Annotated in this window: 24 protein-coding genes; 8 read left to right on the top strand and 16 right to left on the bottom strand. The window is 68.6% G+C overall.

All coding sequences use genetic code 11. The features are described from left to right. Positions 1-134: 134 nt before the first annotated feature. Complete coding sequence (locus tag ACZ5ZX_RS26250; protein ID WP_465504630.1) at positions 135-476, top strand: hypothetical protein; 342 nt, start codon at positions 135-137, stop codon at positions 474-476. Between the two features lie 117 nt (positions 477-593). Here ACZ5ZX_RS26250 and ACZ5ZX_RS26245 read toward each other — a convergent pair whose 3' ends face one another. Next, a complete protein-coding gene (locus ACZ5ZX_RS26245) occupies positions 594-1,412 on the bottom strand; it encodes a GAF and ANTAR domain-containing protein (protein ID WP_465504629.1) in 819 nt (272 codons plus the stop codon). 336 nt (positions 1,413-1,748) lie between these two features. On the opposite strand from ACZ5ZX_RS26245, the gene ACZ5ZX_RS26240 reads away from it, so the two are divergent. Then, on the top strand, positions 1,749-2,666 hold the full coding sequence (locus ACZ5ZX_RS26240) for an AraC family transcriptional regulator (RefSeq protein ID WP_465504628.1): 918 nt from the start codon (positions 1,749-1,751) through the stop codon (positions 2,664-2,666). Continuing rightward, positions 2,579-3,919 carry a pyridoxal phosphate-dependent decarboxylase family protein gene (locus ACZ5ZX_RS26235; protein ID WP_465504627.1) on the top strand — a complete coding sequence of 447 codons (1,341 nt, stop codon included), beginning with the start codon at positions 2,579-2,581 and terminating at the stop codon, positions 3,917-3,919. The genes ACZ5ZX_RS26240 and ACZ5ZX_RS26235 overlap by 88 nt, the downstream gene beginning before the upstream one ends. Here ACZ5ZX_RS26235 and ACZ5ZX_RS26230 read toward each other — a convergent pair. From ACZ5ZX_RS26230 to ACZ5ZX_RS26220, 3 genes are all read right to left on the bottom strand, one after another. Further along, positions 3,912-5,093, bottom strand: a complete 1,182-nt coding sequence (locus ACZ5ZX_RS26230) for a cysteine desulfurase-like protein (RefSeq protein ID WP_465504626.1) — start codon at positions 5,091-5,093, stop codon at positions 3,912-3,914. The two genes, ACZ5ZX_RS26235 and ACZ5ZX_RS26230, sit on opposite strands and share 8 nt — an antisense overlap. Positions 5,094-5,173: 80 nt before the next feature. Next, on the bottom strand, positions 5,174-7,168 hold the full coding sequence (locus ACZ5ZX_RS26225) for a peptidase S8/S53 subtilisin kexin sedolisin (RefSeq protein ID WP_465504625.1): 1,995 nt from the start codon (positions 7,166-7,168) through the stop codon (positions 5,174-5,176). Between the two features lie 116 nt (positions 7,169-7,284). Beyond that, positions 7,285-8,088 (bottom strand): sulfite exporter TauE/SafE family protein, encoded by an 804-nt coding sequence (locus ACZ5ZX_RS26220; RefSeq protein WP_465504624.1) that lies wholly within the window; start codon positions 8,086-8,088, stop codon positions 7,285-7,287. A 92-nt stretch (positions 8,089-8,180) separates the two neighbouring features. Here ACZ5ZX_RS26220 and ACZ5ZX_RS26215 point away from each other — a divergent pair, with 92 nt between their 5' ends. Beyond that, positions 8,181-8,954 carry an AraC family transcriptional regulator gene (locus tag ACZ5ZX_RS26215; RefSeq protein WP_465504623.1) on the top strand — a complete coding sequence of 258 codons (774 nt, stop codon included), beginning with the start codon at positions 8,181-8,183 and terminating at the stop codon, positions 8,952-8,954. Positions 8,955-8,969: 15 nt separating this feature from the next. Here ACZ5ZX_RS26215 and ACZ5ZX_RS26210 read toward each other — a convergent pair whose 3' ends face one another. The 4 genes from ACZ5ZX_RS26210 to ACZ5ZX_RS26195 form a co-directional block, all read right to left on the bottom strand. Then, positions 8,970-10,907 (bottom strand): hypothetical protein, encoded by a 1,938-nt coding sequence (locus tag ACZ5ZX_RS26210; protein WP_465504622.1) that lies wholly within the window; start codon positions 10,905-10,907, stop codon positions 8,970-8,972. 132 nt (positions 10,908-11,039) lie between these two features. Continuing rightward, entirely contained in the window at positions 11,040-11,852 is an 813-nt protein-coding gene (locus ACZ5ZX_RS26205; protein WP_465504621.1) for a DUF1206 domain-containing protein, read from the bottom strand. Positions 11,853-11,961: 109 nt separating this feature from the next. Further along, entirely contained in the window at positions 11,962-12,384 is a 423-nt protein-coding gene (locus ACZ5ZX_RS26200) for a YybH family protein (protein ID WP_465504620.1), read from the bottom strand. A gap of 29 nt (positions 12,385-12,413) precedes the next feature. Further along, entirely contained in the window at positions 12,414-12,980 is a 567-nt protein-coding gene (locus ACZ5ZX_RS26195) for an NADPH-dependent FMN reductase (RefSeq protein ID WP_465504619.1), read from the bottom strand. Between the two features lie 140 nt (positions 12,981-13,120). Here ACZ5ZX_RS26195 and sigJ point away from each other — a divergent pair, with 140 nt between their 5' ends. Next, positions 13,121-13,996: an RNA polymerase sigma factor SigJ gene (gene sigJ / locus ACZ5ZX_RS26190; RefSeq protein WP_465504618.1), complete on the top strand. Its 876-nt coding sequence runs from the start codon at positions 13,121-13,123 to the stop codon at positions 13,994-13,996. Here sigJ and rlmN read toward each other — a convergent pair whose 3' ends face one another. Next, entirely contained in the window at positions 13,997-15,106 is a 1,110-nt protein-coding gene (rlmN, locus tag ACZ5ZX_RS26185) for a dual-specificity RNA methyltransferase RlmN (protein ID WP_465504617.1), read from the bottom strand. A gap of 321 nt (positions 15,107-15,427) precedes the next feature. On the opposite strand from rlmN, the gene ACZ5ZX_RS26180 reads away from it, so the two are divergent. Together ACZ5ZX_RS26180 and ACZ5ZX_RS26175 are read left to right on the top strand one after the other, a co-directional pair. Next, the gene (locus ACZ5ZX_RS26180) at positions 15,428-17,185 is read left to right on the top strand and encodes a YcaO-like family protein (protein ID WP_465504616.1); all 1,758 of its coding nucleotides are present in this window, start codon (positions 15,428-15,430) and stop codon (positions 17,183-17,185) included. Between the two features lie 184 nt (positions 17,186-17,369). After that, a complete protein-coding gene (locus ACZ5ZX_RS26175) occupies positions 17,370-18,008 on the top strand; it encodes a PadR family transcriptional regulator (protein WP_465504615.1) in 639 nt (212 codons plus the stop codon). On the opposite strand, the gene ACZ5ZX_RS26170 is transcribed toward ACZ5ZX_RS26175, so the two are convergent. Next, positions 17,939-18,793, bottom strand: a complete 855-nt coding sequence (locus ACZ5ZX_RS26170; protein ID WP_465504614.1) for a class I SAM-dependent methyltransferase — start codon at positions 18,791-18,793, stop codon at positions 17,939-17,941. The genes ACZ5ZX_RS26175 and ACZ5ZX_RS26170 overlap by 70 nt on opposite strands. Before the next feature lie 114 nt (positions 18,794-18,907). On the opposite strand from ACZ5ZX_RS26170, the gene ACZ5ZX_RS26165 reads away from it, so the two are divergent. Then, positions 18,908-19,753, top strand: coding sequence for a VOC family protein (locus ACZ5ZX_RS26165; protein WP_465504613.1), 846 nt, complete (start codon positions 18,908-18,910; stop codon positions 19,751-19,753). 37 nt (positions 19,754-19,790) lie between these two features. Here the strand turns inward: ACZ5ZX_RS26165 and ACZ5ZX_RS26160 are convergent, their stop codons facing one another. The 6 genes from ACZ5ZX_RS26160 to rpsB all read right to left on the bottom strand — a co-directional run bounded on the left by ACZ5ZX_RS26160 (position 19,791) and on the right by rpsB (position 25,553). Beyond that, positions 19,791-21,323, bottom strand: coding sequence for a carboxylesterase/lipase family protein (locus ACZ5ZX_RS26160; RefSeq protein WP_465504612.1), 1,533 nt, complete (start codon positions 21,321-21,323; stop codon positions 19,791-19,793). Between the two features lie 67 nt (positions 21,324-21,390). After that, a complete protein-coding gene (locus ACZ5ZX_RS26155) occupies positions 21,391-22,305 on the bottom strand; it encodes a phosphatidate cytidylyltransferase (protein WP_465504611.1) in 915 nt (304 codons plus the stop codon). Next, positions 22,305-22,862, bottom strand: a complete 558-nt coding sequence (gene frr / locus ACZ5ZX_RS26150; protein ID WP_037303489.1) for a ribosome recycling factor — start codon at positions 22,860-22,862, stop codon at positions 22,305-22,307. The genes ACZ5ZX_RS26155 and frr overlap by 1 nt, the downstream gene beginning before the upstream one ends. A 51-nt stretch (positions 22,863-22,913) precedes the next feature. Next, complete coding sequence (gene pyrH, locus ACZ5ZX_RS26145; RefSeq protein ID WP_005154669.1) at positions 22,914-23,657, bottom strand: UMP kinase; 744 nt, start codon at positions 23,655-23,657, stop codon at positions 22,914-22,916. Positions 23,658-23,750: 93 nt separating this feature from the next. Then, positions 23,751-24,575 carry a translation elongation factor Ts gene (gene tsf / locus ACZ5ZX_RS26140; RefSeq protein ID WP_465504610.1) on the bottom strand — a complete coding sequence of 275 codons (825 nt, stop codon included), beginning with the start codon at positions 24,573-24,575 and terminating at the stop codon, positions 23,751-23,753. Between the two features lie 93 nt (positions 24,576-24,668). After that, complete coding sequence (rpsB, locus tag ACZ5ZX_RS26135; protein WP_061984463.1) at positions 24,669-25,553, bottom strand: 30S ribosomal protein S2; 885 nt, start codon at positions 25,551-25,553, stop codon at positions 24,669-24,671. Positions 25,554-25,658 lie beyond the last annotated feature (105 nt).

Genomic DNA, 25,658 nt, shown 5'->3' with positions numbered 1-25,658 from the left:
GGGCGGGGGACGCTCTTTTGGAGCAGCGCGGTTCACCGCACGCGTTTTCGTTTCACCTGCCCGATGAATTCACGGCAATTCTTCCGTGCGGCTAATCTGAGCTTTCCATTGGGAACGATCCCCGGGAGAAAGCAATGAAGAAGAAAATCGCCGCTTTAGTCTTGGCCGCCTTTTCGGCGGCCGGATTCCTGGCCGCGACACCGGCCTCCGCGGCGACCGACAGCCAGTTCCCGCCCTACGGCTGTGACAGCGGTCGCTACGGACTCGTCTTCGGCGAGGGGATTTCCATGACCTGCTTTTCCCTGCCTCACCCGTCACAGACCTACCGGGTGGTCGCACACTGCGCGTCGGGATCGTCCTATTGGTACACCGTGGGACATTGGGTTCCGCTCGGCTTCGGCCCGTCGAGCGCGGAATGTCACGGCGGACTTCTTTCGAGCGCCTACGTCGCCGGATATCACGTAGACGATTACTAATATTTCAATGACACGATGTTGATCTTTCCCAGCGTCCGCCGGTCCAGCTGAAAAGCGCCCTGGTGGTGCCGCGCCACGATATGCCGTGACGCGGCACCACCAGTGCGCCTTCACCGCTCACTCGGGCAGATGCAATTCCGTATGCCGTTTGGACAGCATCTCCGCCAGTTCCCGGAGTTTGACGTTCATGTTCTGCGACGTATGCCGCAGGACTTCGAACGCCTCGGCCGCGTCGATCCCACGCCGCGCCATCAGGATGCCCTTGGCCTGCCCGATCGCGTCCCGGCTGTCCAACGCCTGCTGGAGCTGCTCCTCCTGGAGCTGGCCGCGCGTGACGGCCTGCGTGGTCGCCAGTGCCAGCGACGCGTGCGTCGCCAGCAGCAACAGCACGTCCCGGTCTTCTCTCGCGATGCCGTGCGGACGCCGCGAGTAGACGTTCAAGGCTCCCGACAGCTGCGAACTCGACGCTTCCGGCAGCAGCGCCGTCGAAACCAGCGAGTGGAACCCGAGCGTCGCGGCGGCGGGCCCGAACCGCGGCCAGCGGGCGTCTTCGGCGAGGTTGTCGCTGAAGGCCGCCGCCGGTCCCGAAACCCGCGCCGCTTCGACGCAGGCACCTTCGCCGTACTGATACTGCAACTGGTCCAGTTCACCGGCGATCTCGTCGGTCCGCACCGGCGTGTGGAACCTGCCGTCGGGATCGAGGAGGGTGACACTCACCAGATCCGCCCCCGGAACCAGGTCCCGGGTCGCGAAAACCACGCGCTCGAGCACCGCCGCGACCGAGCCGGAATCCAGCAAAGCCCTGGTCAGGGATACGAACTGCGTTACCAGTGGCCCGGCGACGAGCCGGGGACCGTTCTCAGGGGTCACTGGCAGTTCGCCGACATCCTCGACGAATCGGTTCTTGTCCTGCTGCCAGTCGATTTCATTGGCCAAAGCCCGCCTCTCCCACTTCTGCACATCGGCGTGATGCACCGCGGGAGCCGCCGGCGGGAACCGGCGCCGAGCGCGCACCATCAACCGCCGCAACCAACCCGGTTACCGGCGGATCGGCGCTAACTTCTCAACGCTCAGAACCGCTTCTGCAGCCGACCTTACCGAATGCGATCACCCCGCCTACCGCGACCCACGTGCCGGCCACCTCTCGTGAGTGGTAATGACGGTTATCCGAGGGGTAAACCAAGCGTGTCGTGATGGCGGGCGGCCTGTTCGCAGGCGTAACTCGCGTGTCTGAGCACGCGAGTGCGGAGACCCGCGGGTTACGCTGGCCGGGTGGAAGCTGGGGAGTTCGTCCACTACCGGTGTCATCCGTGCTCACCCGAACTGGGTGTCCTGCACGCCCGCTATCGCCGCCACGTCTTCGGCAGGCACGCCCACGCGACCTACACGATCGGCGTGGTCGAACACGGGTCGGAGGAACTTTCCTACGGCGACGATCGCGAGTACGTCGGCCCCGGCGACGTCGTCCTGATCAACCCCGAGACGATCCACACCGGTCGGGCGATGACCGGCGAGGGCTGGACCTACCACGCGTTTTACGTGCCCGTGGAGTTCGTGCGGTCCAGTCTCGGCGGAGCCCCGGCACTCACCAGGAGAATCGCGGACGATCCCGTGGTCCGCAACGCGCTCCGCACGGCGGTCCGGGCGATGGACGAGGACGTCTGCACGGCGGACACACTGCTGTGCGCCGCGCTCGCCCACGTCTTCGGCCGGTACGGCGGGCTCCCGAGCGAGCGGGTTCCCGCGCGGCCGGTCGCCGCCGCGGCCCGCGACATCCTCAGCGACGAACACCTCGCCCCACCGAGCCTCGGCGAACTCGCGGAACTCCTGGGCACGACCCGGTTCGCGTTGTTGCGCGCCTTCCGCGCGACCTACGGCCTCCCGCCGCACGCGTATCTGACCCAGTACCGCGTACGGAAGGCCTGCACCCTGATCCGGCGCGGAGCCGGTCTCGCGGGAGCGGCCACGGCCGTCGGCTTCGTCGACCAAGCGCATCTGAGCAGGCATTTCCGCAAGACGCTCGGCATCACCCCCGGCCAGTACCGCCGGGCGGTGCAAGAACGTACAAGAACGGCGGGCCGGACATCGCTTGACTGCGGGACATGCTCCCTCTCGAACCCTCCGACGCCGAACTGCGCGAACTCGGGAACGCGGCGCTCGAGTTCGTCTCCTCCTTCGTCGCCGGGCTAGCCGACAGGCCCGCGCACGATCCCTCCGCCTTCGAGGGCGACGTCTCCATCACCGACGACGCCCGGCCGCTGGGCGAACTGCTCGACACCGTGGGCGCGGCGGCCGCGCTCGGTGTCGAGACCGCCGGACCGCGCTACCTCGGGTACATCCCGGCGGGTGGGCTGGTCACTTCCGCGATCGCCGGGCTGCTCACCCTGACGATGAACCGGTTCGGCACGGTCGCCGACATGGCACCCGGCCTGGTCGCGATCGAGGAAAGCGTCCTGCGGTGGCTGTGCGCGGAGTTCGGCCTTCCCGCCGGTTCGGGCGGGGTGCTGACCTCCGGCGGTTCACTGGCGACGCTCACCGCCGTCGTCGCGGCGAGACGCACACCGGACGGCACGCTGTACGTCAGCGAGCACACGCATGTCTGCGTCGCCAAAGCCGCGTCGATCGCCGGACTGCCCCCGGAAAACGTGCGGGTCGTCCCGGTGGACGACGAGCTGCGGATGGATCCGCTCGCCACCGCCCGCATGATCGCCGAGGACCGGCGTCGTGGACTGACTCCCTTCCTGATCGCCGGAACGGCGGGAACCACGGATACCGGCGCCGTCGACCCGCTGGCCGAACTCGCCGACCTCGCCCACCGCGAAGACCTGTGGTTCCACGTCGACGGCGCGTACGGCGGCGCGTTCCAACTGACCGAACGCGGACGTGCCCGCTTCGCCGGGATCGAACGGGCCGACTCGATCACCCTCGATCCGCACAAGGGCCTGTTCCTGCCCTACGGGATCGGCGCGGTGCTGGTGCGGGACACCACGACGCTCGATCGCGCGTACCACCGGCAAGCCGCCTATTACCAGGACCTCGGACAGCGCGAGGGACTGCCCGACTACGCCCATCGCGGCCTTGAGCTGACCAGGGAGCATCGAGGGCTCGGCGTCTGGCTTCCGTTGCGGCTGCACGGCGTCCAATCCTTCCGGGACGCGTTGGACGAGAAACTCGACCTCGCCAGGCGGGCTTACGAGGAGCTTCTCCGCATCCCCGGGCTCGAACTGCCCTGGCCGCCACGACTGTCCACTGTGGTCTTCCGATCGAAAGCGGGCGACGGTCCCACAGAACGGCTTTTCGACGAGATCCGCGCGCGGGGACGGTACCTGCTCACCAGTACCAGGATTCGCGGGCGGTTCTTCATCAGGCTTTGCGTGCTCAGTCACCGCACGCACGCCGAACACGTACTGGGCGCGGTCGAGGAGATCCGGTCCCTCAGCTGAACACCGCCAGCCCGTCGAGCAACCTGTCGACGTCCTCGGCGCTGGTGTACGGCGCGAGCCCGACCCGGAGTGCCGGGTCCTCCAGTTTCAAGGCCGCGAAGAGTTCGTGGGCGTAGAAGGATCCCACCGGGGCGACGACGTTCCGTTCGGCGAGCCGCCGTTGGGCCTCGCGTTCCCGTCCGCCGAGGCTCATCAGGATGGTCGGGGTCCGGTCGTGCGCCTTGCAGTGGACGGTGATGGCGCCTCCCAGTCCCTTCTCCAGCCTGGTGCGGAGCGAGAGTTCGTGGTCGTGCAAGGAGTTCAGCGAACTCGTCAGCCGGTCCCGCCGCGATCCGCCCGCTCCCGGGTCGACGGCGGCGAGGAAGTCCACCGCGGCGGTGGCGCCCGCGAGGATCTCGTAGGGCAGGGTGCCGAATTCGAACCGTTCGGGCACGGTGGTGGGCGCCGGTACGAGCTTGTCCGGTTCGACGGTTTCGAGTATCGCGGGCGACGCGCCGAGCACTCCGCAGTGCGGGCCGAGGAACTTGTACGGCGAGCAGACTAAGAAGTCCGCTCCCAGCGCGGGAACATCCACCTGATCGTGTGCGGCGTAGTGCACGCCGTCGACGAACACCAGCGCCCCGACGTCGTGGGCGAGATCGGCGATCCGGCGGATCGGCGGTTTGGTGCCGAGGACGTTCGAGGCGGCCGTGACCGCGACCAGCCGCGTCCGCTCCGTGAGGACGAGGGAATCGAGGTCGAGACCGGTGGTTTCGGGATCGACCTCGATCCAGCGGACGGTCACCCCGGCCCGTTCGGCGGCCTGGATCCAGGGCCGGACGTTGGCGTCGTGGTCGAGGCGGCTGACCACGATCTCGTCGCCCTCCCGCCAGGTTTTGGCCAGGTGCCGCGAAAAGTCGTAGATCAGCTGGGTGGCGCTGCGGCCGTGGACGATCCCCTCGGCCGGAACGCCGAGGAAGTCGGCGTATGCGGCGCGGAAGCCCGCGACCACGTTCTCGGCGTTGAGTTCGGACGGGCTGACCGTGCCACGGTTCGACAGCGGACCGGTCAGCGTCGCGGCGATGGCGTCGCCGACTTGCCGCGGGGTCTGTGTGCCCGCGGGTCCGTCGAAGAAGGCGGTTCCGGTGGCGAGAGACGGGAAGTGGGTCCGGAGAGCGGCGACGTCGATGGCCATGTCCTCGACTCTGACATCCGGTGGTGGACCGAGCAAACGCTTCGTGGCCGGAACCTTCTCCGGCCACGAAGCGCCTCGGCTCAGTACAGCGTCAGGCGGTACGCGCCGGACTGCGCGGTGCCGGCGAACAGGTACCGGCCGTCCGAACTGGACGTCAGGGAGAGCACCCTGGCGTCGGGAAGGGCGCCGGGCATCGGCGACCAGGTGCGGCCGGAGTCCGTGCTGCGCAGCACGCCTTCCCCGGTGGAGCTGCCGGCGAACCACACCCGGAAATCGAACGGATGCGGCAGGATCCGGCTGATCTCGCGCGGATCGTCACCGTCGCGGACCCGGCGGAACGTCCGGCCGTTGTCCTCACTGAGCAGCAGGCCCGCCCCACCGACGAGAACGCGGCCGCCGCCCCAGCGGCTCACCGAGATCGAACTGACCGGCTCGTCGGACACGTGGGTCCAGGTCCTGCCGCCGTCGTCGGACCGGGACAGGCCACCGGAGTCCCCGCCCCAGACGCGATCCGCGTTCCACGGGTCCCCGGCGAAGGCGATGAAGCCGTTGTCGGTGGGAAGCTTTTCCCAGGTCTTCCCGGCATCGTCGCTGCGGTACAGGACGTAGCCGCTGGGGGCGAAAGCCGAGACGAGCAGCCTGTCCGGGGCCGCCGGGTGGGCGAAGATCGTCCTGGGGAGGCCTTCCTTCGCCTTCGCCGCGAATTGCCAGGTGCGGCCGCCGTCGCCGCTGCGCAGCACGTCGAGCGCGAAACCGTTCCGGGTGACCTGCCAGACGACGTCCGGACGGCTCGGCGAGACGGACAGGCGCGCGTCTTCGTGCAGCCGGTCGGTGGGGTGCGACTGCCAGTTCCTGGTCGTCGCGGTGACCTTGCCGCGCGGCAGCGGGGTGTTGTAGATCTCCTGCACCCCAGCGGCCACGACGTGCTCGCGAAGAAGGTTCCCGGTGGTCACGAGGTCGCGGATGGACTCACCGGGCACGCCGATCTGCTGGTAGCCGTTCCTGCCGCCGTCGGCGTACACCCCTCGGTAGACCGAGGAGATCAGGGTGGTGGCGGGTTTGCCCGCCACGGCCGGGAGTTCGGCCATGTCGCTGACCCCTTCGCCCGGCGCGGGCACCGGCTTCCGGGTCCAGGTACGACCGCCGTCCGAGCTGACGTCTATGTCGTCATACGTCGCGACGTACAGGCGGCCGCCGACGAAGTGCGGTTCGCGCAGCGGCTGCCCGCCGGGATCGCGGCGCAGGACCGTCCAGGTCTTCCCGCCGTCGGTGGAACCGTGGAGTTCGGGGCCGACCGTGACCACGAACCGCTTGCCGTCCGAAGCGACCTGCCCGATCTCGCCGTTGACGCGGTAGACGAGTTCGGCCTTCGGCTCCTTGCCGCTTACTCCGCGGACCACCCACAGCGAGTACTCCGGGTAGACCGTCGTGAAGTACGCGTCGTCGCCGACCATGGTGAGCTTGAGCGCGCCGACCGGGGCGGCGAGGCCTTCGCGTGGCCACGTCCTCGGTACGTCGTTCCAGTTCACACCGCCGTCGGTGCTGACGCTCAGCGAGTCGAGGTTCTGCACCACGACGACGCGACCGGTCGGGTCCGTCGCCATGCCGAACGCGCCGTCGGGATACCACTCGCGCAGGGTCTCCCAGGTCTGGCCGCCGTCGGTGGTGCTCAGCAGCAGGCCGCGCCACTCGCCCTGCACACCCGCGGGTTTGTTGCCCACCGCCAGCATCCGGGCGGGGTTCACCGGATCGGCGAAGAACCCTTGGATGGCGGTCTCCGCCGGGAGCCCTCGGCGCGCCGTCCACGAGGCGCCGCGATCGCCGGAGAGCCACAACGCCGGCGGGCTGGGCTGCATCATGAGGAGGCCGGCCGGGGAAACGGCCAGCAGCCCGCCGATGCTGTTCGGACCGACCGGTTCCCAGCCGCCACGCGGCAGGCCGGTCGCGTTCACCTCCGGGGAGCCGGGCAGCGGGTCGGCGGTGGCCGCGGACGGGATCCCGGTGGTCCCGGTGGTCCCGAGAACCGTCAACAGCCCGAGAACGAGCATGCGTTTGGTGATCGATCTCAGCTTCATGCGGAGAATCTTGGCGCAAGACGCGGCAAAGGGGTAGAGGATTCATCGGACCTATTTTCCGCGAGGCTCGCTTTTGTCCACCAAGACAGCACGTTTGAGACCGACTCATCGGATCACTAGCGGAGGACGATCGCGATCAACGCGGCGGCGAGCAGGGTGAGGTACGCGATCGCGTGTCCGCGGTCCGGGATCCGGCCGACCACCCGGCGGGTCACGGCGATCGCCGGCAAGGACCCGCACAACAGCGTGGCCGCGGCCACCAGATCGATGTATCCGAGGTGAGCGGCGCCCAAAGAAGCGCCCGTCGCCGCGAAGGCGTAGACGGCGGTGCCGATCACCGCCACCGGCAGGCTCAAGGGGTTCGCCAGCGCGGCCGCGTCGGCCATCGGCAGCCCCTTGCGCCGCATCAGGGGCACGGTGAGCACGCTGCCGCCGACCCCGAGAAAACTCGCGACGGCGCCGATCCCCGTTCCGCCCGCGGTGGTGGTGAACCCACCGAGCGCACGGGGTCGCGCGTCGTCTCCCCTGCTCACGAACCCTTTCCGGAGCACACTGTCGGCGATGGTCAACGCGAGGTAGGCGACGAAAAGCCAGCGCAGGACACCTTCGTCGGCGACGGTCGCGGCGAAGGAGCCGAGCACGGCGCCCAGCCCGATGAAGGCGATGAGCGGCCACAGGTAGTCGCGGCGAAGCCGCCCCGACCGCAGTTGCGCGAGGGTCGCGCTGCCGGCGTTGACCACCATCACCGCGGTCGAAGTGGCCACCGCCACGTGCATCGCGCCCGACCCGTTTCCCGGTCCGGCGAGCGCGAAGGAGTAGACGACGGGCACGGTGACGAAGCCACCGCCGAATCCGAAAAGGACGGTGGTGACGCCGCTCAGGCAACCGAACCCGAGCAGCAACAGGATCTCGATCAGCACTTCTTCGACGGTAGGCGTTCCCAGGGCGGCGGGCATTCGAAGGGACGCCACTTTCTTTCGCGTATCGGACAAGCTCGGGTAGCCTCGGTGACGTGCGTGACATCCCCATCGACCAGGTCGACCACCTCGACCGGGCGGTGGTGGCGATCCGCACCGATTACCCGCCGGGGCACCGGATTCCCCGCCACCGGCACCGGCGGGCACAGTTCCTCTACAGCGCGACGGGGTCGATGCGGGTCGAGACGGCCGACGGCACCTGGACCATCCCGACCCGGCGCGCCGTGCTCGTCCCGCCGGAGACCGATCATCAGGTCTTCACCACGACCGTGAGCACCAGGAGCCTGTACATCGAGCCCAAGGCGGTGCCGTGGTTCCCCCGACGTTGCCAGGTCGTCGAGGTCTCGGCGCTGCTGCGGGAACTGCTGCACGAGGCCGTCGACGTGCCGTCGCTGTACTCCCCGCGCGGCCGGGACACCGCGGTCATCGGCCTCACCCTGCACGAGATCCGCCGATCCGCCCCGATCCAGCTCGATCTCCCGCTGCCGAGGCACGAACGGCTACGAGCCCAATGTGAGTCCTTTTTGGACGATCCGGACATCCACGATCCGATCGGCGACTGGGCTTCCCGGCTCCATGTGAGCGAGCGGACGGTGAACCGGCTCTTCACCGCCGAGACCGGGCTGAGTTTCGCCCGCTGGCGGCAACGGGCCTGCGTCCTGCATTCCCTGTCGCTGCTTTCGGACGGCCGGCCCATCGCCGGGATCGCCGCCTCGCTCGGCTATGAGAGCCCCGCCGCGTTCTCCACCATGTTCACCCGGCTTCTGGGCACCTCGCCGAGGGACTATCGCGCGGCGTCCGCGCTCTGAACGCGGTGGGCCTCGTCAGTTCCGCAGCCAGCGGTCGAACCAAACGAGGTTCTGGTTCATCGCCGCCGCCCGGTGCCGCGGCTGATGGAAGACATGCGTCTCGTCGCCGAAGAGCACGAATTCCGCGGGCACGTTCTTCCCCTTGACGAACTGGTGGATGCTCAACGTGAGCGAACCGGCGGCGGGTCCCACCTGCTGCAGCACCGGGCCGTTGACGCGCTCCGATGTCTGCCCGGAGCCAGGGATCAGCGACGGGCTGCCGCCCTCTCCGGCGGACGCGGCCTTGAACACGGTCGAGCGCGCGATCGCCTCCTCACTGACGAAAGCGCCCCGGCTGTAGCCCATGATGCCGACCTTGCCCTGATCGGCGGTCCCACCGTCCACTTCGGACTTGACCGCGGCTTCCATGGCCGCGACGGCGTCCCCCGGATCCTGCGTCGACCGCGACTCGTTGACCAGCAGGACGACATATCCCTTGGCGGCGAAGACCTGTGACGGATACTGCCATTCGTTCTCCTCCGCCATGAACCGCTCGGTGGCGTCGTAGCCATGGGTGATCACGACGGCCGGGCAGCGGCTCTCCCGGCCACAACGCTCGGGAACGAGGCGATAGCCCGTCGCCCGATTCCCGGAAGGCAGGGTCCACTCCGCGCGCTGCGGGCGGGTCAGCCGGACACGGGTGGCCCAGCCGTTCGGGTCGTGACCTTCGCGCACGGCCCCGGTCGAGGCGTCCACGACGACGAGCCGGGGCGGCGAGGCGACGTCCTCCCGGACGCAGAGAGCGAGACTCCTGGCCGTGTCGAACGAGCAACCGGACAACGTACCGTCAGCCGGGGAAACGGGCGCCAAGGTGCCCGGACGGGTTGCCGCGTAAAGGGTTTCGCGCCGATCGTCACTCGCCATGGCGAACACCCGGTCGCCCGTCGCCGCCCACCACGCGCTGCCCGACGACGACATCCGCGTTCCGGCGGGCAAGGTCGCGACCGGTTCCGGAGTCCCGCCGCCGACGGGGACGGCCAGCAGCTTGTCGTCCTTCGACGCGAGGAGGGAACGTCCGTCCGGAGACCAGGCGGACGGCAGCGGACGCGCCTTCGCGGTGTCCACAATGGTCACTTGGCCGGTTACCGCGTCCAGTATCCGCGCCGTGTCGAGATTGTCGGTGGGCCGCTGGCTCTCCCTGGTCACGAACGCGAGCCGGGTACCGTCGGGGGACCACGCCATTCCCGGTTTGCCAGGGACGGCGAGCGGGCCCATCACGAAGTCGGCGATATGCCGCTGCTTCCCGGTCGCGGTGTCCAGCAGCCAAAGCCCGTTCCGGGTCAGGTCGTACTCCCCCGTCTCCAAGGTCCGCAGATCCATCGTCCGCTCGTCGAAGACGACACCGTCGGCGGTCGGCCTGCCGCCGGGCCGCGGCGTGGTGAACGCCAGCCGCCGCCCGTCCGGTGACCATTCGAACGCGAGGATCCTCGCCGGATGCGGCGGCACGTTGGCCAGCCGGAACGCCTCGTGCTTACCGCCGATCAGGACGGCGGGACCGGCGAAATCGAGCGGTTTCGCCGGTTTCCCGCCTCGCGCCGGCACCTGCCAGATCTCGTCCGCGCCGTCGACGGCCGCGAGGTAGGCCAGCGAGGTCCCGTCCGGCGACCAGCGCAGGTTCGTGATCCGGGCGGTCGTCCCGGTCACCGTCGCGACCGTCCTGACCTCCGCCGGTTTCGCCAGCGGCAGCACGAGAACCCGGCTGGTGACGGTGTTGTCCGCGACCGAAGGCTCGGTGACGACGGCGGCGCCGGACCGGCCGTCCGGAGAGATCCGGAGTTCGCTGATCCGACGGGTCTGCACCACGTCCGGCACCCCGATATCGGGTATCGCCGCCACTCCGGGCGTCGAGCCCGCCACCACGATCGTCGTCGCCACGGCCAGCGCCGTCGCGGCCTTGCCCAGTCTTTTCCCCATCGCCGTTCCCCTTCGCCCAGTGGAAGATCACTGCGACGTCAGGCTAGGAACGGCGCTCCTGCGCGCACATCGTCCGGCGGGGCCGGGCGGAGTCGACTTCAGGAGGAGGGTGTGCTGTCCCCCAGAGCGGACTCAACCGCGCTGTGCCCGTGCCGCTCCGCCGCAATAGACACCGAAAGCGGCGACTCCCACCGCCACCACGAAGAGCAGCGCCGTGCCGAACGGCTGAGCGGCCAAGGTGCGCAGGGCGGCGTCGAGCCCGCCCGAGCGCGACGGGTCATGCGTCAGCGCCGCGTAACCGAGGAGTACCGAGACCACGCCGAACACGACACCCCTTGCCACGTAACCGATCTGCCCCAGCCGCTCGACCCAGCGCCGGGTACCCGACGGCAAGGACGAGAGGTCGAGATCCTGCACGAAGGTCCGCCGTACCCCCTTCACCACGGAAGCGACGGCGACCCCGAACACGATGACGGCCACCACGATCACCAGGAACGGGCCGGCGGGCAACGCGAGCAGCCGCGCGGTGAACTCCTGCTGCTTCTGGTCACCGCTCTGCTCCCCCGCCCCCGCGGCCAGCCTCGCCGCGTACAGGCCCAGCCCGATTCCCACCACGCAGCGCACTCCGGACGTCACCCGCTTGACGGTGCGGCGCCATTCCTTGTCGATCCAGGTGTATCCGACCGCGGCCAGCAGCGCCTGCCACAGCGCGTACGCCACCAGCCCGGCCGCGAGCACCCACAACAGCCCGCCACCGAGCGGCGTCGAGCCGACCTCGGTGATCGCGCCGCGCCCGTCGGCCTCCTGACCGCCGCCGCCGACGGCGATCCGCACCGCCAGGTACCCGATCAGCAGGTACACCAACCCATAACAGCCCATCCCGATCCGCCCGAGCACCTGCACGGTGCCGCTGTGGCGGACCTGTCTCGCCTTCGTCCCGGACATCCTGCTCACCTCCGCCGTCGACATCCTCCGAGTGTCGCGGCCGACGGCCGGATCCGCCGCGCGACTGGGCCATCCGGCCCAGTGCGGTGAGAACGACGCCGAACGCCGGTCAGGGCTCGAGGGCGGTCATTCCTTTACCGCTCGCGATGTCGAGCGGGACCGAAACCTGATCGTGGACGATCAGCCAGCGCCCGTCGATCTTCCGGAAGCCGAAGGTCCCCCGGACCCACATCCCGCCGACCGCGGTCCCGTCGTTCGTCGCACCGCTGAGCCGCCCGAAGCAGTGTCCGAACGCGACACTTTCGTCCACCGTCAACCGCAGATCGCGAACCTCGTAGGTCACGTCGTGGAAGAACACGAACACCCTCGCCCAGTTCTTCAACTTCGCGTCGATGCCGACATGCTGCAATGGCGGGTCGATGTCGAAGGACACGACGTCCTCGGAGTAGAGCCGCCGGAGACGATCCAGATCCTTGGCCTTGATTCCTTCGACGATTTCGCCGATGTGCCGCCTGAGCTCGGCTTCGTCCATTTCCCGCATCATCAGTCCTTTCCAGGGAGTCAAGCCACCGCGACCGGGGTCACGGCACGCAGCGGCGCGAGGGCGGTGCTCCAGGCGACGACCTGGTCCAGCATCTTGTCCAGCGAAGCGACGTTGTACTCGCCCGGCCGGAAGGCCTCGAAGTTCTCGAACTCGGTCACCAACGACAGCGTCACCTGTGCGGTCACGTCCGCCATCTCCAGCGCCCCGCACATCAGCCGCAGCTGCTCGACCGCGCGGGCGCCGCCAACGCCGCCATACGACACGAACCCGATCGCCTTGTCCCGCCACTCCGCGTGCAGGAAGTCGATCGCGTTCTTCAGCGCCCCCGGCGCCGAGTGGTTGTACTCGGGCGTCACGACCACGAACCCGTCGAACGACGCGATCTTCGCCGCCCAGGCCCGGGTGTGCTCGTTCTTGTACTCGCCAGGCAGTTCGTCCAGATGCGGCAACGGGTGGTCGAGCAGGTCGACCACCCCGAACTCCGCGTCCTGGCGCAGCCCGGCCCGCTCCTCGACCCACCGGGCCACCTGCTCGCCCCGGCGCCCCGGACGGGTGCTGCCGAGGATGATTCCGATCCTGATCATCGGTCTCCTTGACTCGTAGTGTCCACTTCCGAGCACTACGACGACGCAGCCCTGGAAAACGTCAGGCTCCATCCCACCCTGACAATGCGACACGGTGTCTCGTCGAACAGAGCGGAGACACCGGACCGACGGGAGCACCGATGACCGACGCGATCCTCAGCGAGCGCCGCCACCTGATCAACCTCGCCTACCGGCTGCTGGGCTCCCTCGCCGAGGCCGAGGACGCTGTTCAGGAGGCCTACGCTCGTTGGTACGCGCTGACCCGGCCACGGCAGGACGCGATCGCCTCGCCCGGCGCCTGGCTCACCACCGTGACCAGCCGCATCTGCCTCGACCTGCTCGGCTCCGCACGCGCCCGGCGCGAACGCTACGTCGGCGAGTGGATCCCCGAGCCGCTACCCGGCCACACCGAGGGGCGCACTGCCGATCCGGCCGACAGCGTCACCCTGGACGAGTCGGTCAGCATGGCCTTCCTCGTGACACTCGAAGCGATGACTCCGGCCCAGCGCGTCGCGCTCATCCTGCACGACGTCTTCCATTACTCGTTCGCCGAAATCGCCGAGATCACCGGCCGCACCCCGGCCGCCTGCCGTGAGCTGGCCTCCTCGGCGCGTCGCCGGGTCCGCGCGACCAAGCCGACGGCGGCGCCGACCGTCCATCAGGCCGATCTGGTCCGCGACTTCAAACAGGCTTGGGAAGCCAAGGACATCACCGCGCTGGTCGGTCTCCTCGATCCGGCCGCGACCTTCACCGCGGACGGTGGTGGTCTGGTCACCACCGCGCTGCACCCGATCGAGGGTGGCGAGCGGATCGCCGAGTTCATCGTCACCGTCGCCACCCGGGTGCCCGGCGACTTCACGATCCTGGAGCGGACCGTCAACGGCCAGCCCGGACTGCTGATCCAGCTCGACGGCGCGATCTCGTCGGTCTACGCGTTCGACGTCGCGGACGACCGGATCACGCGGATCTGGGCGATCCGCAACCCCGAGAAGCTTCGCCCGTGGGCAGGCGAATGATCAGTTTTCTTCGGCCGCGAGCTGCCCGCAGGCCGCGGCGATCTCCTGGCCGCGCGTGTCCCGCACCGTGCAGGCGACCCCGCCGGCGTTGACCAGGCGGACGAACTCCCGCTCCACCGGCTTCGGCGACGCGTCCCATTTGCTGCCCGGAGTCGGGTTCAACGGAATCACGTTCACGTGCACCAGCTGGCCGAGGTGCTTGCGAAGCCGCTTGGCGAGCAGCTCGGCACGCCAAGGCTGGTCATTGATGTCCCGGATCAGCGCGTACTCGATCGACACGCGGCGGCCGGAGGTATCCGCGTAGTACCGAGCGGCCGACAGAACCTCGTCCACCGACCACCGCTCGTTCACCGGCACGAGCGTGTCCCGCAGCTCGTCGTCCGGCGTGTGCAACGACACCGCGAGCCGGACCTGCATCTTCTCGTCCGCCAGCTTACGGATCGCGGGGGCGAGACCGACTGTCGACACCGTCACCGAACGCTGGCCGATACCGAGACCCGCCGGCGAAGGATCCGTGATCCGCCGCACCGCCGCCACCACCCGCTTGTAGTTCGCCAGCGGCTCACCCATGCCCATGAAGACGATGTTCGAGAGACGACCGGGGCCGCCGGTCATCGCACCGTCGCGCATCACGGCGGCGGCCGCGCGGACCTGGTCGACGATCTCGGCGGTCGAGAGGTTCCGGTCGAGGCCGCCCTGTCCGGTCGCGCAGAACGGGCACGCCATACCGCAGCCCGCCTGGCTCGAGATGCACAGGGTCGCGCGGTCCGGGTACCGCATCAGCACGCTCTCCAGCAGCGTCCCGTCGTGCGCGCGCCACAGGGTCTTGCGGGTGGCACCGTCGTCGCAGGCGAGTGCCTTGATCTCGGTGAGCAGCGTCGGCATCAGATCGGCGACGAGCTTCTCCCGCGACGCGGCCGGGATGTCGGTCATCTCCTCCGGGTTCACCGTGAGCCGCGAGAAGTAGTGGTTCGACAGCTGCTTCGCGCGGAACGGCTTCTCACCCAGCTCGGCGACGGCCTCGGCCCGCTCGGCGGCGGTGAGGTCGGCGAGGTGGCGCGGCGGGAGGCCGCGCTTGGGCGCGTCGAAGACGAGAGGGAGGGCAGTCATAGCCCACTCAGTCTCCCATGTCCACCTCCGACGCGCCCGGGCCGCCCTCCATCGCTGTTCCCCAGGTCACGTGACCTCCGCACAGCCCAGGGCGGGTGGATCGCATACGAGGAGACGCCCGCACGTCACGGCTCGTCCGAGACTTGGCCACGTCAGGGCCCGAGTGAACGCACGGCGGCGCGGAGGTGGTGGCAGATCATTCCCGGAACGGCTGTTCTCCTCACCGGATCCCCGGCGCTCACCGAGCCGCTCGGCGAAATCCTCGCCGTCAGCGGATACGCCGTCGTCGAAACCGTCCCGTCCGCACCCGATCTGTCCGAAGTGGACAGCGAGAACACCGTCGTGGTCGCGGCTTTCGACCACCCCGCCTACGCCGAGCTGATCGACCTGGACGCCCGGTGCGCCGCGGCCCGGGTGCGCTGGCTGCCGATGCGCCGGGAACACGACCGGGTGATCGCCGGGCCCGCGTTCACGCCCGGCGGGATCGATTTCGCCGACGTCGTCGCCCGCCGGCGTTCCGCCGCCTCGGATCCTCATTCGATCTACGTGCCCGGGAACGGACCGTCGCTCGCGCCTGGCGACGTCCGCTGGGTACTGGCGACTCTCACCGCCCATCTCGAACGCTGGCTCTCCGGCGGAAGCTCCGCCATCACCGGTGGCGAAATCGACCTGAATCCGGCGGACCTGACCGAGACCCGCCATCCGGTCCTCCCCGTTCCCGACCGCGCCCGCCCCGTCCCCGCCCTGACCGACCCCGCCTGGCTGGTCGACGATCAGACCGGGATCGTGACCGGAATCGAGGAAATCCCGACGGCGCCGGGGATGCCCGCCCGGCTGCGCGCCTGCGCGGTCGACGTCGCGGACATGCGGCGCGTCACGAATTGGCCCAACGACCGGCAAGCCTTCGGCACGTCGTGGCACGACTTCGACCTCGCCCGCCAGTCAGCCATCGGAAAGGCCGTGGAGCGCTACTGCGGCAGCTGGCTCGCCCCGGAACGCGAAGTGCGCTTCGGCAGCTACGAGCAACTCACCCGCTACGGCGTCCCGGCACTCGATCCTCGCCGGCTGAACCTCTACTCGGCCGGCCAGTACCGGTCCTCCGGCTTCCCCTTCGAGCCGCTGACCACGGGGACGGACTGCTCGTGGGTCGAGGGCTTTTCCCACACCACCAAGGATTCCCTCTGGATTCCGGCCTTCCTGGTGTCGCACGAACGACAAGCGGGGGAAGCCCGCTTCGCCGATCCGCCGAGCACGGGCCGCGCCGCGGGAATCTCCGAAGAGCACGCAGTCACCTCAGGCCTCGAAGCGGTTCTCGAAGGCGACACCACCATGCTGTGGTGGGCGAACACACCTCGACTCGCTCGACTCCCGATCCCCGAGGAGATCCGCTCGCTCATCGCCGACACCGTGGACGGCTACGAGGTCACGCTCATCCATCTGGACAACGAATTCGAGGTCCCGGTGATCGCGGCGGCGGTGCTCGACCGGGTGACGCGCTGGCTGTCCCTCGGTTTCGCCACCCGTCCGGACGCACTCGAAGCAGCCAAGAAGGCGCTCGCCGAAGGGTTCACGCTGCAGCGCACCTGCCGCGCCCTCGACAACGAGCGCGAACTGGCCGCCCTGCGACAGGAGTGCGGCGTTCTCAAGCCGTATCGAGCCGACCGGCGCTACCTCGGCTCCTACCGCGACGACTTCGCCGACGTCACGGATTTCCCGTGCCGGCAACAGATCTACCTCGATCCCCGGGCCGCGAAGCGGGTGACCCCGTGGGTCCGCGACCTCCCGGAGGGCAGCTGGGCCGTCCTCCCTTCACTCGGTGAGCGAGGACTGAAGGCCTACCGGGACCGGGTCGAAGCGCGCGGGTTCGAGGTGATCAGCGTCGACCTCACCACCTGCGACGTCGCGGCCGCCGGATTCCACGTCGCCCACACACTGGTACCGGGGCTCGTTGCGGGTTCCCCCGCCGGATTTCCGTTGTGGGGCAACGGAAGGATCTCCGACGCCGCCGTCGCGCTCGGCTGGCGCGACGAACCGCTCGCCGAGCGGGACCTCAACGCCTTCCCTCTGCCCCGCGCCTGAGGGAGGCGACGCCGGGCTGTGGCGTGGCGCCCGCGGTTCTGCCGGAATGGCTGCGTGACGAAGCGACCTTCTACGTTCGCTCTCGACCTGAGCTGAGACCTACGTCACGAAGATTCGGTTGCCGTACGACTGGTTCCGATATATCGTGAACGTGTCGGAACATTACGTAGAGAGGATTCACATCATGCGAGGACGACCTTTTCCTCCAGAACACGGCCGACCCGCCTTCGGGCCATGGGCACGCGGCGGCTTCGGCGAATTCCCCCCGCCGCCCGGCTGGGGACCCGGCGGACCCGGGCACCGGCATCGGCACGGCCGTCGCGGTGGCCCCGGTGGCCGTCGCGGTAAGCGCGGTGACGTCCGCGCCGCGATCCTCGCGCTGCTTTCCGAGCAGCCGAGGCACGGTTACGAGATCATCCGCGAGATCGGCGAGCGCAGCGGCGGCTTCTGGAAGCCGAGCCCCGGCTCGGTCTACCCGACGCTGCAGATGCTGGCCGACGAAGGCCTGGTGACCAGCAAGGACGAGGGCGGCAAGAAGCTGTTCGAGCTCACCGAATCCGGTCGCGCCGCGGCCGAGCAACAGGACGCCGTCCCGCCGTGGGAGCAGATCGCCCACGACGTCGACCCGGTCGAGGTGAACCTGCGCAAGGCGGGGGCGACCCTGGCGGCCGCGGTCATGCAGGTCATGCACGCCGGCAGCGAGGCACAGCAGTCCCGCGCCGTCGACGTGCTCAACGAGGCACGCCGGACGATCTACGGCATCCTCGGCGAGGCCGACGACGACACCGCTCCGGACGAGGCGTCCCCCGGGGACGCGGAGTGACCTGGTACGACGAGGCCGGTGGGCTTGGTGCGCGTATGCACGCGATAGCCCACCGGCAACGTCATCCGCTTCTCCCCGGCTCCTGACGAAACCTCGTTGAGGCGCCGGACCTCCGCGATCGCCTTCGCCGCGACCGGAGCGCTGAACTCGATCTTCAGCACCGCTTCCATCACGGCGGCGTCGTCGAACAGCCACCGCGTCATCACCTTGCGGCAGCCGAATCCCTGACGGGCGAAGAACTTCTCGACGCCGGGCGGGTCGTAGTGCGGCAGGTCCTCTCGCATCCAGCGTCCGTAGGGCTCACTCGTCACATCGAGATCCACGATCATCAACGTCCCGCCGGGTCGCAGCACCCGCTCCGCCTCACGGAGGCCGGGTTCGCAGCCGGGGCCGAAGAAGTACGCCGTCCGCGCGTGGACGACGTCGAAAGCCGCGTCCGGCACCGGAAGCCGCTGCGCACGGCCTTGCCGCACCTCGACGTTGCCCAGTTCCCCGACGCGGTGCCGCGCGTCACGGACGAGCGGCTCATGGGGTTCGACCCCGAGCACCGACCGCGCCGTCGCGGCGAAGCGGGGCAAGTGGAAACCGTCACCGCAGCCGATGTCGAGCACGTCCGCCCCGGACCAGTCGCGATACCCGGCGAGGACCCGCCAGATCTCGTCGTCGGCGTCTTGCGCGCGGTTCTCGATCTCGTAGGCCTTTTGGTAGTACCAAATGTTCGGGCTCGGCAGCACTTCCTCGCCACCGCGGCGGAAGGAGGAGACGGATCGGGGAAACCAGCGCACGGAAACTCCAACGACGGGACACCGGGCCGGGTTCCTGATCACCGGGTCCAAATCTTTAACGGAAACAATGCGGAAAGCGACTAGACTTTACCCCCACCGGTAAGGGAGAACCGCATGTCGCTTGGCTCGGCCGCTCACACTTCCGTCATCCCTTCAGGAATCCCGTGCTGGATCGAACTCGCCTGCAGAGACGAAGCGGCCGCACAAGCCTTCTACAGCGGGCTTTTCGACTGGGAGTTCACCGTCCAACGTGATCCCGCGACGCCGACCGGACGGTACTCGATCGCGACATTGAACGGTGCCCCGGTCGGTGGTCTGTACCGCTCGGGCACCGGCGGGCCGAGCGGATGGAGCGTCCACCTGTCGACCCATTCGGCGGCCGCGGCGGCCGAATGGGTCGACAGCCTCGGTGGGCGGGTCACCCTCGGGCCGGTGGCGATTCCCCAGCGCGGCACCATCATCCACGCCATCGACGCTTGCGGGGCGCACGTCGTCTTCTGGGAACCGCCGGTCACCTGGGAGTTCGCGACCGGTATCCCCAACACCTTCAGCGGCGCGGATCTCAACACCCACGACGGCGCGGCGGCGGACCACTTCTACTGCCGCCTCTTCAACTACACCAGCCACCAGATCGGTGACGGCACCTCGCTCGACTACGCCGAATGGCTCATCGAGCACGAACCCGTGCTGTACCGGTACGTGATGGGCACGGAATACCGGCCGGACACTCCCCCGCACTGGATGGTCTATCTCGCACTGGATCCCGCCCGCGGCACGGACGCCGCCGCGGGACAGGCGTTGATGCTCGGTGGCGCCGTCGTGGTCCAGCCCTACGACACCCCGTACGGGCGCGTGGCGATCCTCGCCGACCCCGACGGTTCCGTGTTCGCCGTGATCGACCACTCCCGGGTCGTCGAAGGCTGGGGTACCGCCGAAGTCGACGATCCTTACGACGACTGAGCCGGGGTGAGGAGGTCCGTCACCCCGGCCCTTTTCGTCAGAGACCTGCCCAGAAACCGCAGTTGTGCTCGGCGGCGTAGCCGACCAGACCGATCCTGTCCGGTGCCAGCGACTGCACCTTCGGCGCCGGGCGCCACTTCGGCAGCGCTTCGCCGTTCGGATCGCCGGTCCTGGCGAACCGGGTCCAGTACTGAATCATCCGCGCCGCGAGTTTCTTCTGCGCGGGCGTCAACTTCGCCGGAGAACCGGCCAAATCAGACAAGTACACCAACTCTGAACCGTGGGAAGCCCCCGGGTCGATCCCAGGCGGGAAGGGGAACAGCGGCGGAGCGCCGCGGTCGGCGAATTCGTAAGCGAACGTCCGTGTCCTGGCGGCGAGGTGACGCTGAGCCTCGACCTCCGAGCACGCCCACACCCGATCGGTCATGACGTCGGCGAAGGCGTTGCCCGGACTACCGTGCGCGGCCGACGGATACTTGGCCGCGACGGTGGATGCCTTGTCTCCGAAGGCTTCACGCAGCAGCTGCTGATAGCGCGCTTCGGTGATCGGCTGGTCCGGGAAGAGCGCCGCGAACAACCTGCCCTCGTCACGCGTGGTCCCGGTCATCACCGGCACCTTCGCGAACCGGCCCGCCCGGAACGCCTCCGCCGGATCGGTCGGCAGGAGGCCGGTGTCGAAGGCCGGGGCGTTGAACGGCAACGGCAGCAACGTGCCGGCAGGCAAGCGGCGCAGGCACTCCACGTCGGCACAGCCGAGCTTCTGCCCCTCGGCGCGGCCGAACGCCTCGACGTCCGAGCGGTGTTGGAAGAGCTTCCCCTCGGAAGCACCGGGGAAGATCCCGTTGGCAGGCCAGTCGATCGTGCAGGGGCCGCTCTGGATGATCGCGCGGGTGACCAGGCCCGCCACCGAGGGCGAGGTCAGCTGGGCGCAGGTGCTCATCGCGCCCGCGGACTCACCGAACAACGTGACGTTCCCCGGATCTCCCCCGAAGGCGCGGGCGTTGCGCTGAACCCAGCGAAGGGCGGCTTGCTGGTCCTGGAGGCCGAAGACGCCGGAGTTTTTCCCGAGTTCGGGATGACCGAAGAAACCGAACACACCCAGCCGGTAATTCACGGTCACCACGACGACATCCCCACCGAGAGCGAGACGTTTGAAGTCGTAGTCACTGCCGGCGCCGGAAGTGAAACCGCCGCCGTGGACCCAGACCATCACCGGGCGCGGTTCGGGCGCCGGTTCGGCCGGGCTGATCACGTTGAGATACAGGCAATCCTCGTCGACGCTCGGGGCTGAGCCGATACCCGCCCCCTGCGCGCACCGCGGCCCGGGTTTGCTCGCGTCCCGCACGGCGGTCCACGGTTCAGGTCTCCGCGGTGGCGCCCAGCGCAGTTCGCCGACGGGTGGCGCGGCGAACGGAATGCCTTGGAAACTCCGGTATTCGCTGGTGCTCACCCCGCGAACGGGGCCGGAATCAGTGCGGACGACCGGGCTTTCGCCCGCCTCCGCCACGGATGTCGTCAGGGCACCGAGCGTCAGGACGCTCAGCGCCAGGGTCAGAAGCCGCTTACTCATCCTTTGAGTTCGCATACTCCGACCTTGGCCCAACGGCGAAGGCTTGTCACATGGCTTTCGCCGCTGTCTAAACAGGGACGAAGGCGGAGAGCAGCAGCCAGGAGACGACGGCGGAGGGGAGCAACGAATCGAGCCGGTCCATCAGGCCACCATGCCCCGGCAGCATGTTCCCCATGTCCTTGACGCCGAGATCGCGCTTGATCAGCGACTCGACGAGATCGCCCAGTGTCGCGGTCAAGACGATCGCCGCCCCGAACAGCACACCCTGCCAGGCGTGGCCGTCGAGCAGGAGGCTCAGCGTCAAGGCTCCGGCGACCACACCTGCCACGAGCGAACCGGCGAAGCCTTCCCAAGTCTTCTTCGGGCTGATGCTGGGCGCCATCGGGTGCTTGCCGCCCAGCACACCGGCGATGTAGCCGCCGGTGTCCGAGGCGACGACCCCGATCATGAAGGCGAGGACGCGGCCGACCCCGTCTTCGGGCGGCACCAGCATCGCGGCGAAGGCACCGAAAAGCGGGATGTACGCGGCGGCGAAGACCGACGCGCTGATGTCCCGCAGATACCCTTCCGCCCCGCCGGGCAACCGCCACAGCAGGCAGACCAGCACCGTCAGCACGAACGCCGTCAGCGCGCCCTCACGACCGAACGGCCACGCCAGCCAGATCATCGCCTGACCGCCGACGAGCACCGGGACCAGCGCGATCCGGATGTCCGCCGCACGCTTCAGCGCCCCGGCCAGCTCGATCGTGCCGACCGCGATGGCGATCGCGATGATGCCGATGAAAAGAAACCGGACGGTGAGCAGGGACGTGATGATCGCCGCCCCCAGCAGCAGCCCGACCCCGATCGCGGCGGGCAGGTTGCGGCCGGCGCGGGAAACCTTCCGCGCCGGTTCCGGCACGGTCTCTGGATCCGGCACCGTGGCCGGAACCGGTTCCGGGTGCTCCACCCGGTCCTCGCGTTCCTCGCTCACCTGGCTCATCAGACCTCGAGTAGCTCGGCTTCCTTGTGTTTCACCAGCTCGTCGACCTTGTGCGTGTAGGTGTCGGTGAGGTTCTGGAGTTCCTTCTCGGCGTGGACGACCTCGTCCTCGCCTGCCTCGCCGTCCTTCTTGATCCGGTCGAGCTCTTCCTTGGCCTTGCGGCGGACGCTGCGGATCGAGACGCGGGCGTCCTCACCCTTGGCCTTGGCGACCTTCACCATTTCCTTGCGGCGCTCTTCGGTGAGCTGCGGGATGACGATGCGGATCACGTTGCCGTCGTTGCTCGGGTTCACACCGAGGTCCGACTCGCGGATCGCCTTCTCGATGGCGTTGAGCGAGGTCTGGTCGTAAGGCTTGATCAACGCCATCCGGGCCTCGGGCACGTTGACGCTCGCCATCTGGTTCAGCGGGGTCGGCGCGCCGTAGTACTCGACGACAATGCGCGAGAACATCCCCGGGTGGGCCCGGCCGGTGCGCACCGACGACAGGTCCTCCTTGGCGACGGACACCGCTTTTTCCATCTTCTCCTCGGCGTCGAGGAGGGTCTCGTCGATCACGGCAACTCCCGTTGTTGTGTATTCGTACCGGTTGCGAAGAGCAGAGCAGGACTACGCGGGCACCCCGTCGGCGGGGGTGTCGACCAGGGTGCCGATCCTCTCACCACTGACCGCACGAGCGATGTTCCCCTCGGTGAGCAGATTGAACACGATGATCGGCATGTTGTTGTCCATGCACAGGCTGAACGCGGTGGCGTCGGCGACCTTGAGGTCCCGTTCCAGCACCTCGCGGTGGCTGATCTCGTGGAACATCTCCGCGGTCGGGTCGCTCTTCGGATCCGCGGTGTAGACGCCGTCGACGGCCTTCGCCATCAAGACGGCTTCGCAGCCGAGTTCGAGCGCGCGCTGCGCCGCGGCGGTGTCGGTGGAGAAGTACGGCATGCCGACCCCGGCACCGAAGATGACGACGCGCCCCTTCTCCAGGTGACGCTCGGCGCGGCGCGGGATGTACGGCTCGGCGACCTGTCCCATGGTGATGGCGGTCTGCACGCGGGTGGGCAGGCCCTCCTTCTCCAGGAAGTCCTGCAGTGCCAGGCAGTTCATGACGGTGCCGAGCATCGCCATGTAGTCCGCGCGATCGCGGTCCATACCGCGTTGCGACAGTTCCGCGCCGCGGAAGTAGTTGCCGCCGCCGATCACGACGGCGATCTGCACGCCTGTCCTGGCGACGTCGGCGATCTGCTGAGCGACCGAGTGCACCACATCCGGATCAACCCCGATGGAACCGCCGCCGAACATCTCGCCGCCCAGCTTCAGCAGCACCCGCCGGTATCCGCCTTCGACCCGGACACCCATGTCGCCCTCCCTAATGCTCTGGACCCGACTGTGCCCCGTCCCCGATGGACGGAGACGGGGCACAGTGGTGACTCTTGTGTTCCGCGGCCTGGATCAGGCCTGGCCGACCTCGAACCGGGCGAACCGGCTCACGGTCACGCCGGCCTCGTCGAGCAGGGCCTTGACGGTCTTCTTGTTGTCCTTGACCGACGGCTGCTCGAGCAGGACGTTGTCCTTGTAGTAGGCGTTGACCTTGCCCTCGATGATCTTCGGCATGGCCTGCTCCGGCTTGCCCTCTTCGCGGGCGGTGGCCTCGGCGACGCGACGCTCGTTCTCGACGACGTCGGCCGGGACCTCTTCACGCGTGAGGAACTTGGCCTTCAGCGCGGCGACCTGCATGGCGGCGCCACGGGCGGCCTCGGCGGCGGCCTCGCCCTCACCGGTGTACTCGATGAGCACGCCGACGGCGGGCGGGAGGTCCGCACCGCGACGGTGCAGGTAGGTGGTGGTGGTGCCCTCGAAGACGGCGACGCGGCGCAGCTCGAGCTTCTCGCCGATACGGGCGGCCATCTCCTGGACGGTCTCGTCGACGGTCTTGCCGTCGAGCGAGGCGGCCTTCAGCTTCTCGACGTCGCTGGTCTTCTCGGCCTTCGCGACCTCGACGATCTTCGCGGCGAGCTCCTGGAAGTCCTTGTTCTTCGCGACGAAGTCGGTCTCGGAGTCGAGCTCGATCAGCACGCCGCCGTCACCGGCGACGAGGCCCTCGGCGGTGGCGCGCTCGGCGCGCTTGCCGACGTCCTTGGCGCCCTTGATGCGCAGGAACTCGACGGCCTTGTCGAAGTCGCCGCCGGTCTCTTCCAGCGCCTTCTTGCAGTTCATCATGCCGGAGCCGGTCAGCTCGCGGAGACGCTTCACGTCTGCGGCGGTGTAGTTCGCCATCGTGGGTGTGTCCGTCCTTTTTCAGGTACGAGAAAAGTCTTTGGGGAAGTTACCCGTGGGGCCGCCAGGAGGCGGCCCCACGGGCGGGGTGCATCAGGAGGAGGCGGTGGCCTGCTCGGCCTGGGCCTCGGCAGGCGCCTCGGTGGCGCTCTCGGTCGCGGCGGCGGCTTCCTTGGCGTCCGCGGCGGCGGTCTCGGAGCCGGCGAGCAGCTCCTTCTCCCACTCGGCCAGCGGCTCGTCCGTGGCGACGCCCGCCTCGGGCTTGGCGTCGGCGGAGGAACCGTTGCGGCTGGAGCGGGCCATCAGACCGGCGGCGGCGGCCTCGGCCACGACCTTGGTCAGCAGCGCGGCCGAACGGATCGCGTCGTCGTTACCCGGGATCGGGTAGTCGACCTCGTCCGGGTCGCAGTTGGTGTCCAGGATCGCGACGACCGGGATGTTCAGCTTGCGAGCCTCGCCGACGGCGATGTGCTCCTTCTTCGTGTCGACGATCCACACGATGCTCGGCACCTTGGCCATGTCGCGGATACCGCCGAGGGTCTTCTCGAGCTTGTCCTTCTCACGGGTGAGCGTGAGGATTTCGCGCTTGGTCAGGCCGGCGAAACCGCCGGTCTGCTCCTGCGACTCGAGCTCCTTCAGGCGGAGAAGACGCTTGTGCACCGTCTGGAAGTTGGTCAGCATGCCGCCGAGCCAACGCTGGTTCACGTAGGGCATGCCCACGCGCGCGGCCTCGGAGGCGATGGCTTCCTGAGCCTGCTTCTTCGTGCCGACGAACATGATGGTGCCGCCGTGCGCGACGGTTTCCTTGATGAACTCGAACGCACGGTCGATGTAGGTCAGCGTCTGCTGCAGGTCGATGATGTAGATGCCATTGCGCTCGGTGAAGATGTAGCGCTTCATCTTCGGGTTCCACCGACGGGTCTGGTGCCCGAAGTGCACGCCGCTGTCGAGCAGCTGCTTCATGGTGACGACGGCCATTGCCGGAATCAACCTCTTCTGTGTCGTGCGCGCCCGGCTCCGCCGGGACGCGCTTGCTCGGTTCGTCGCTCTCGGCCGGGTGGCCGATCGCCCTGGTGCAGATGC

The sequence above is a fragment of the Amycolatopsis sp. NPDC033938 genome (genome assembly GCF_055575975.1).
This window is presented reverse-complemented; position numbering and strand designations above follow the sequence as displayed.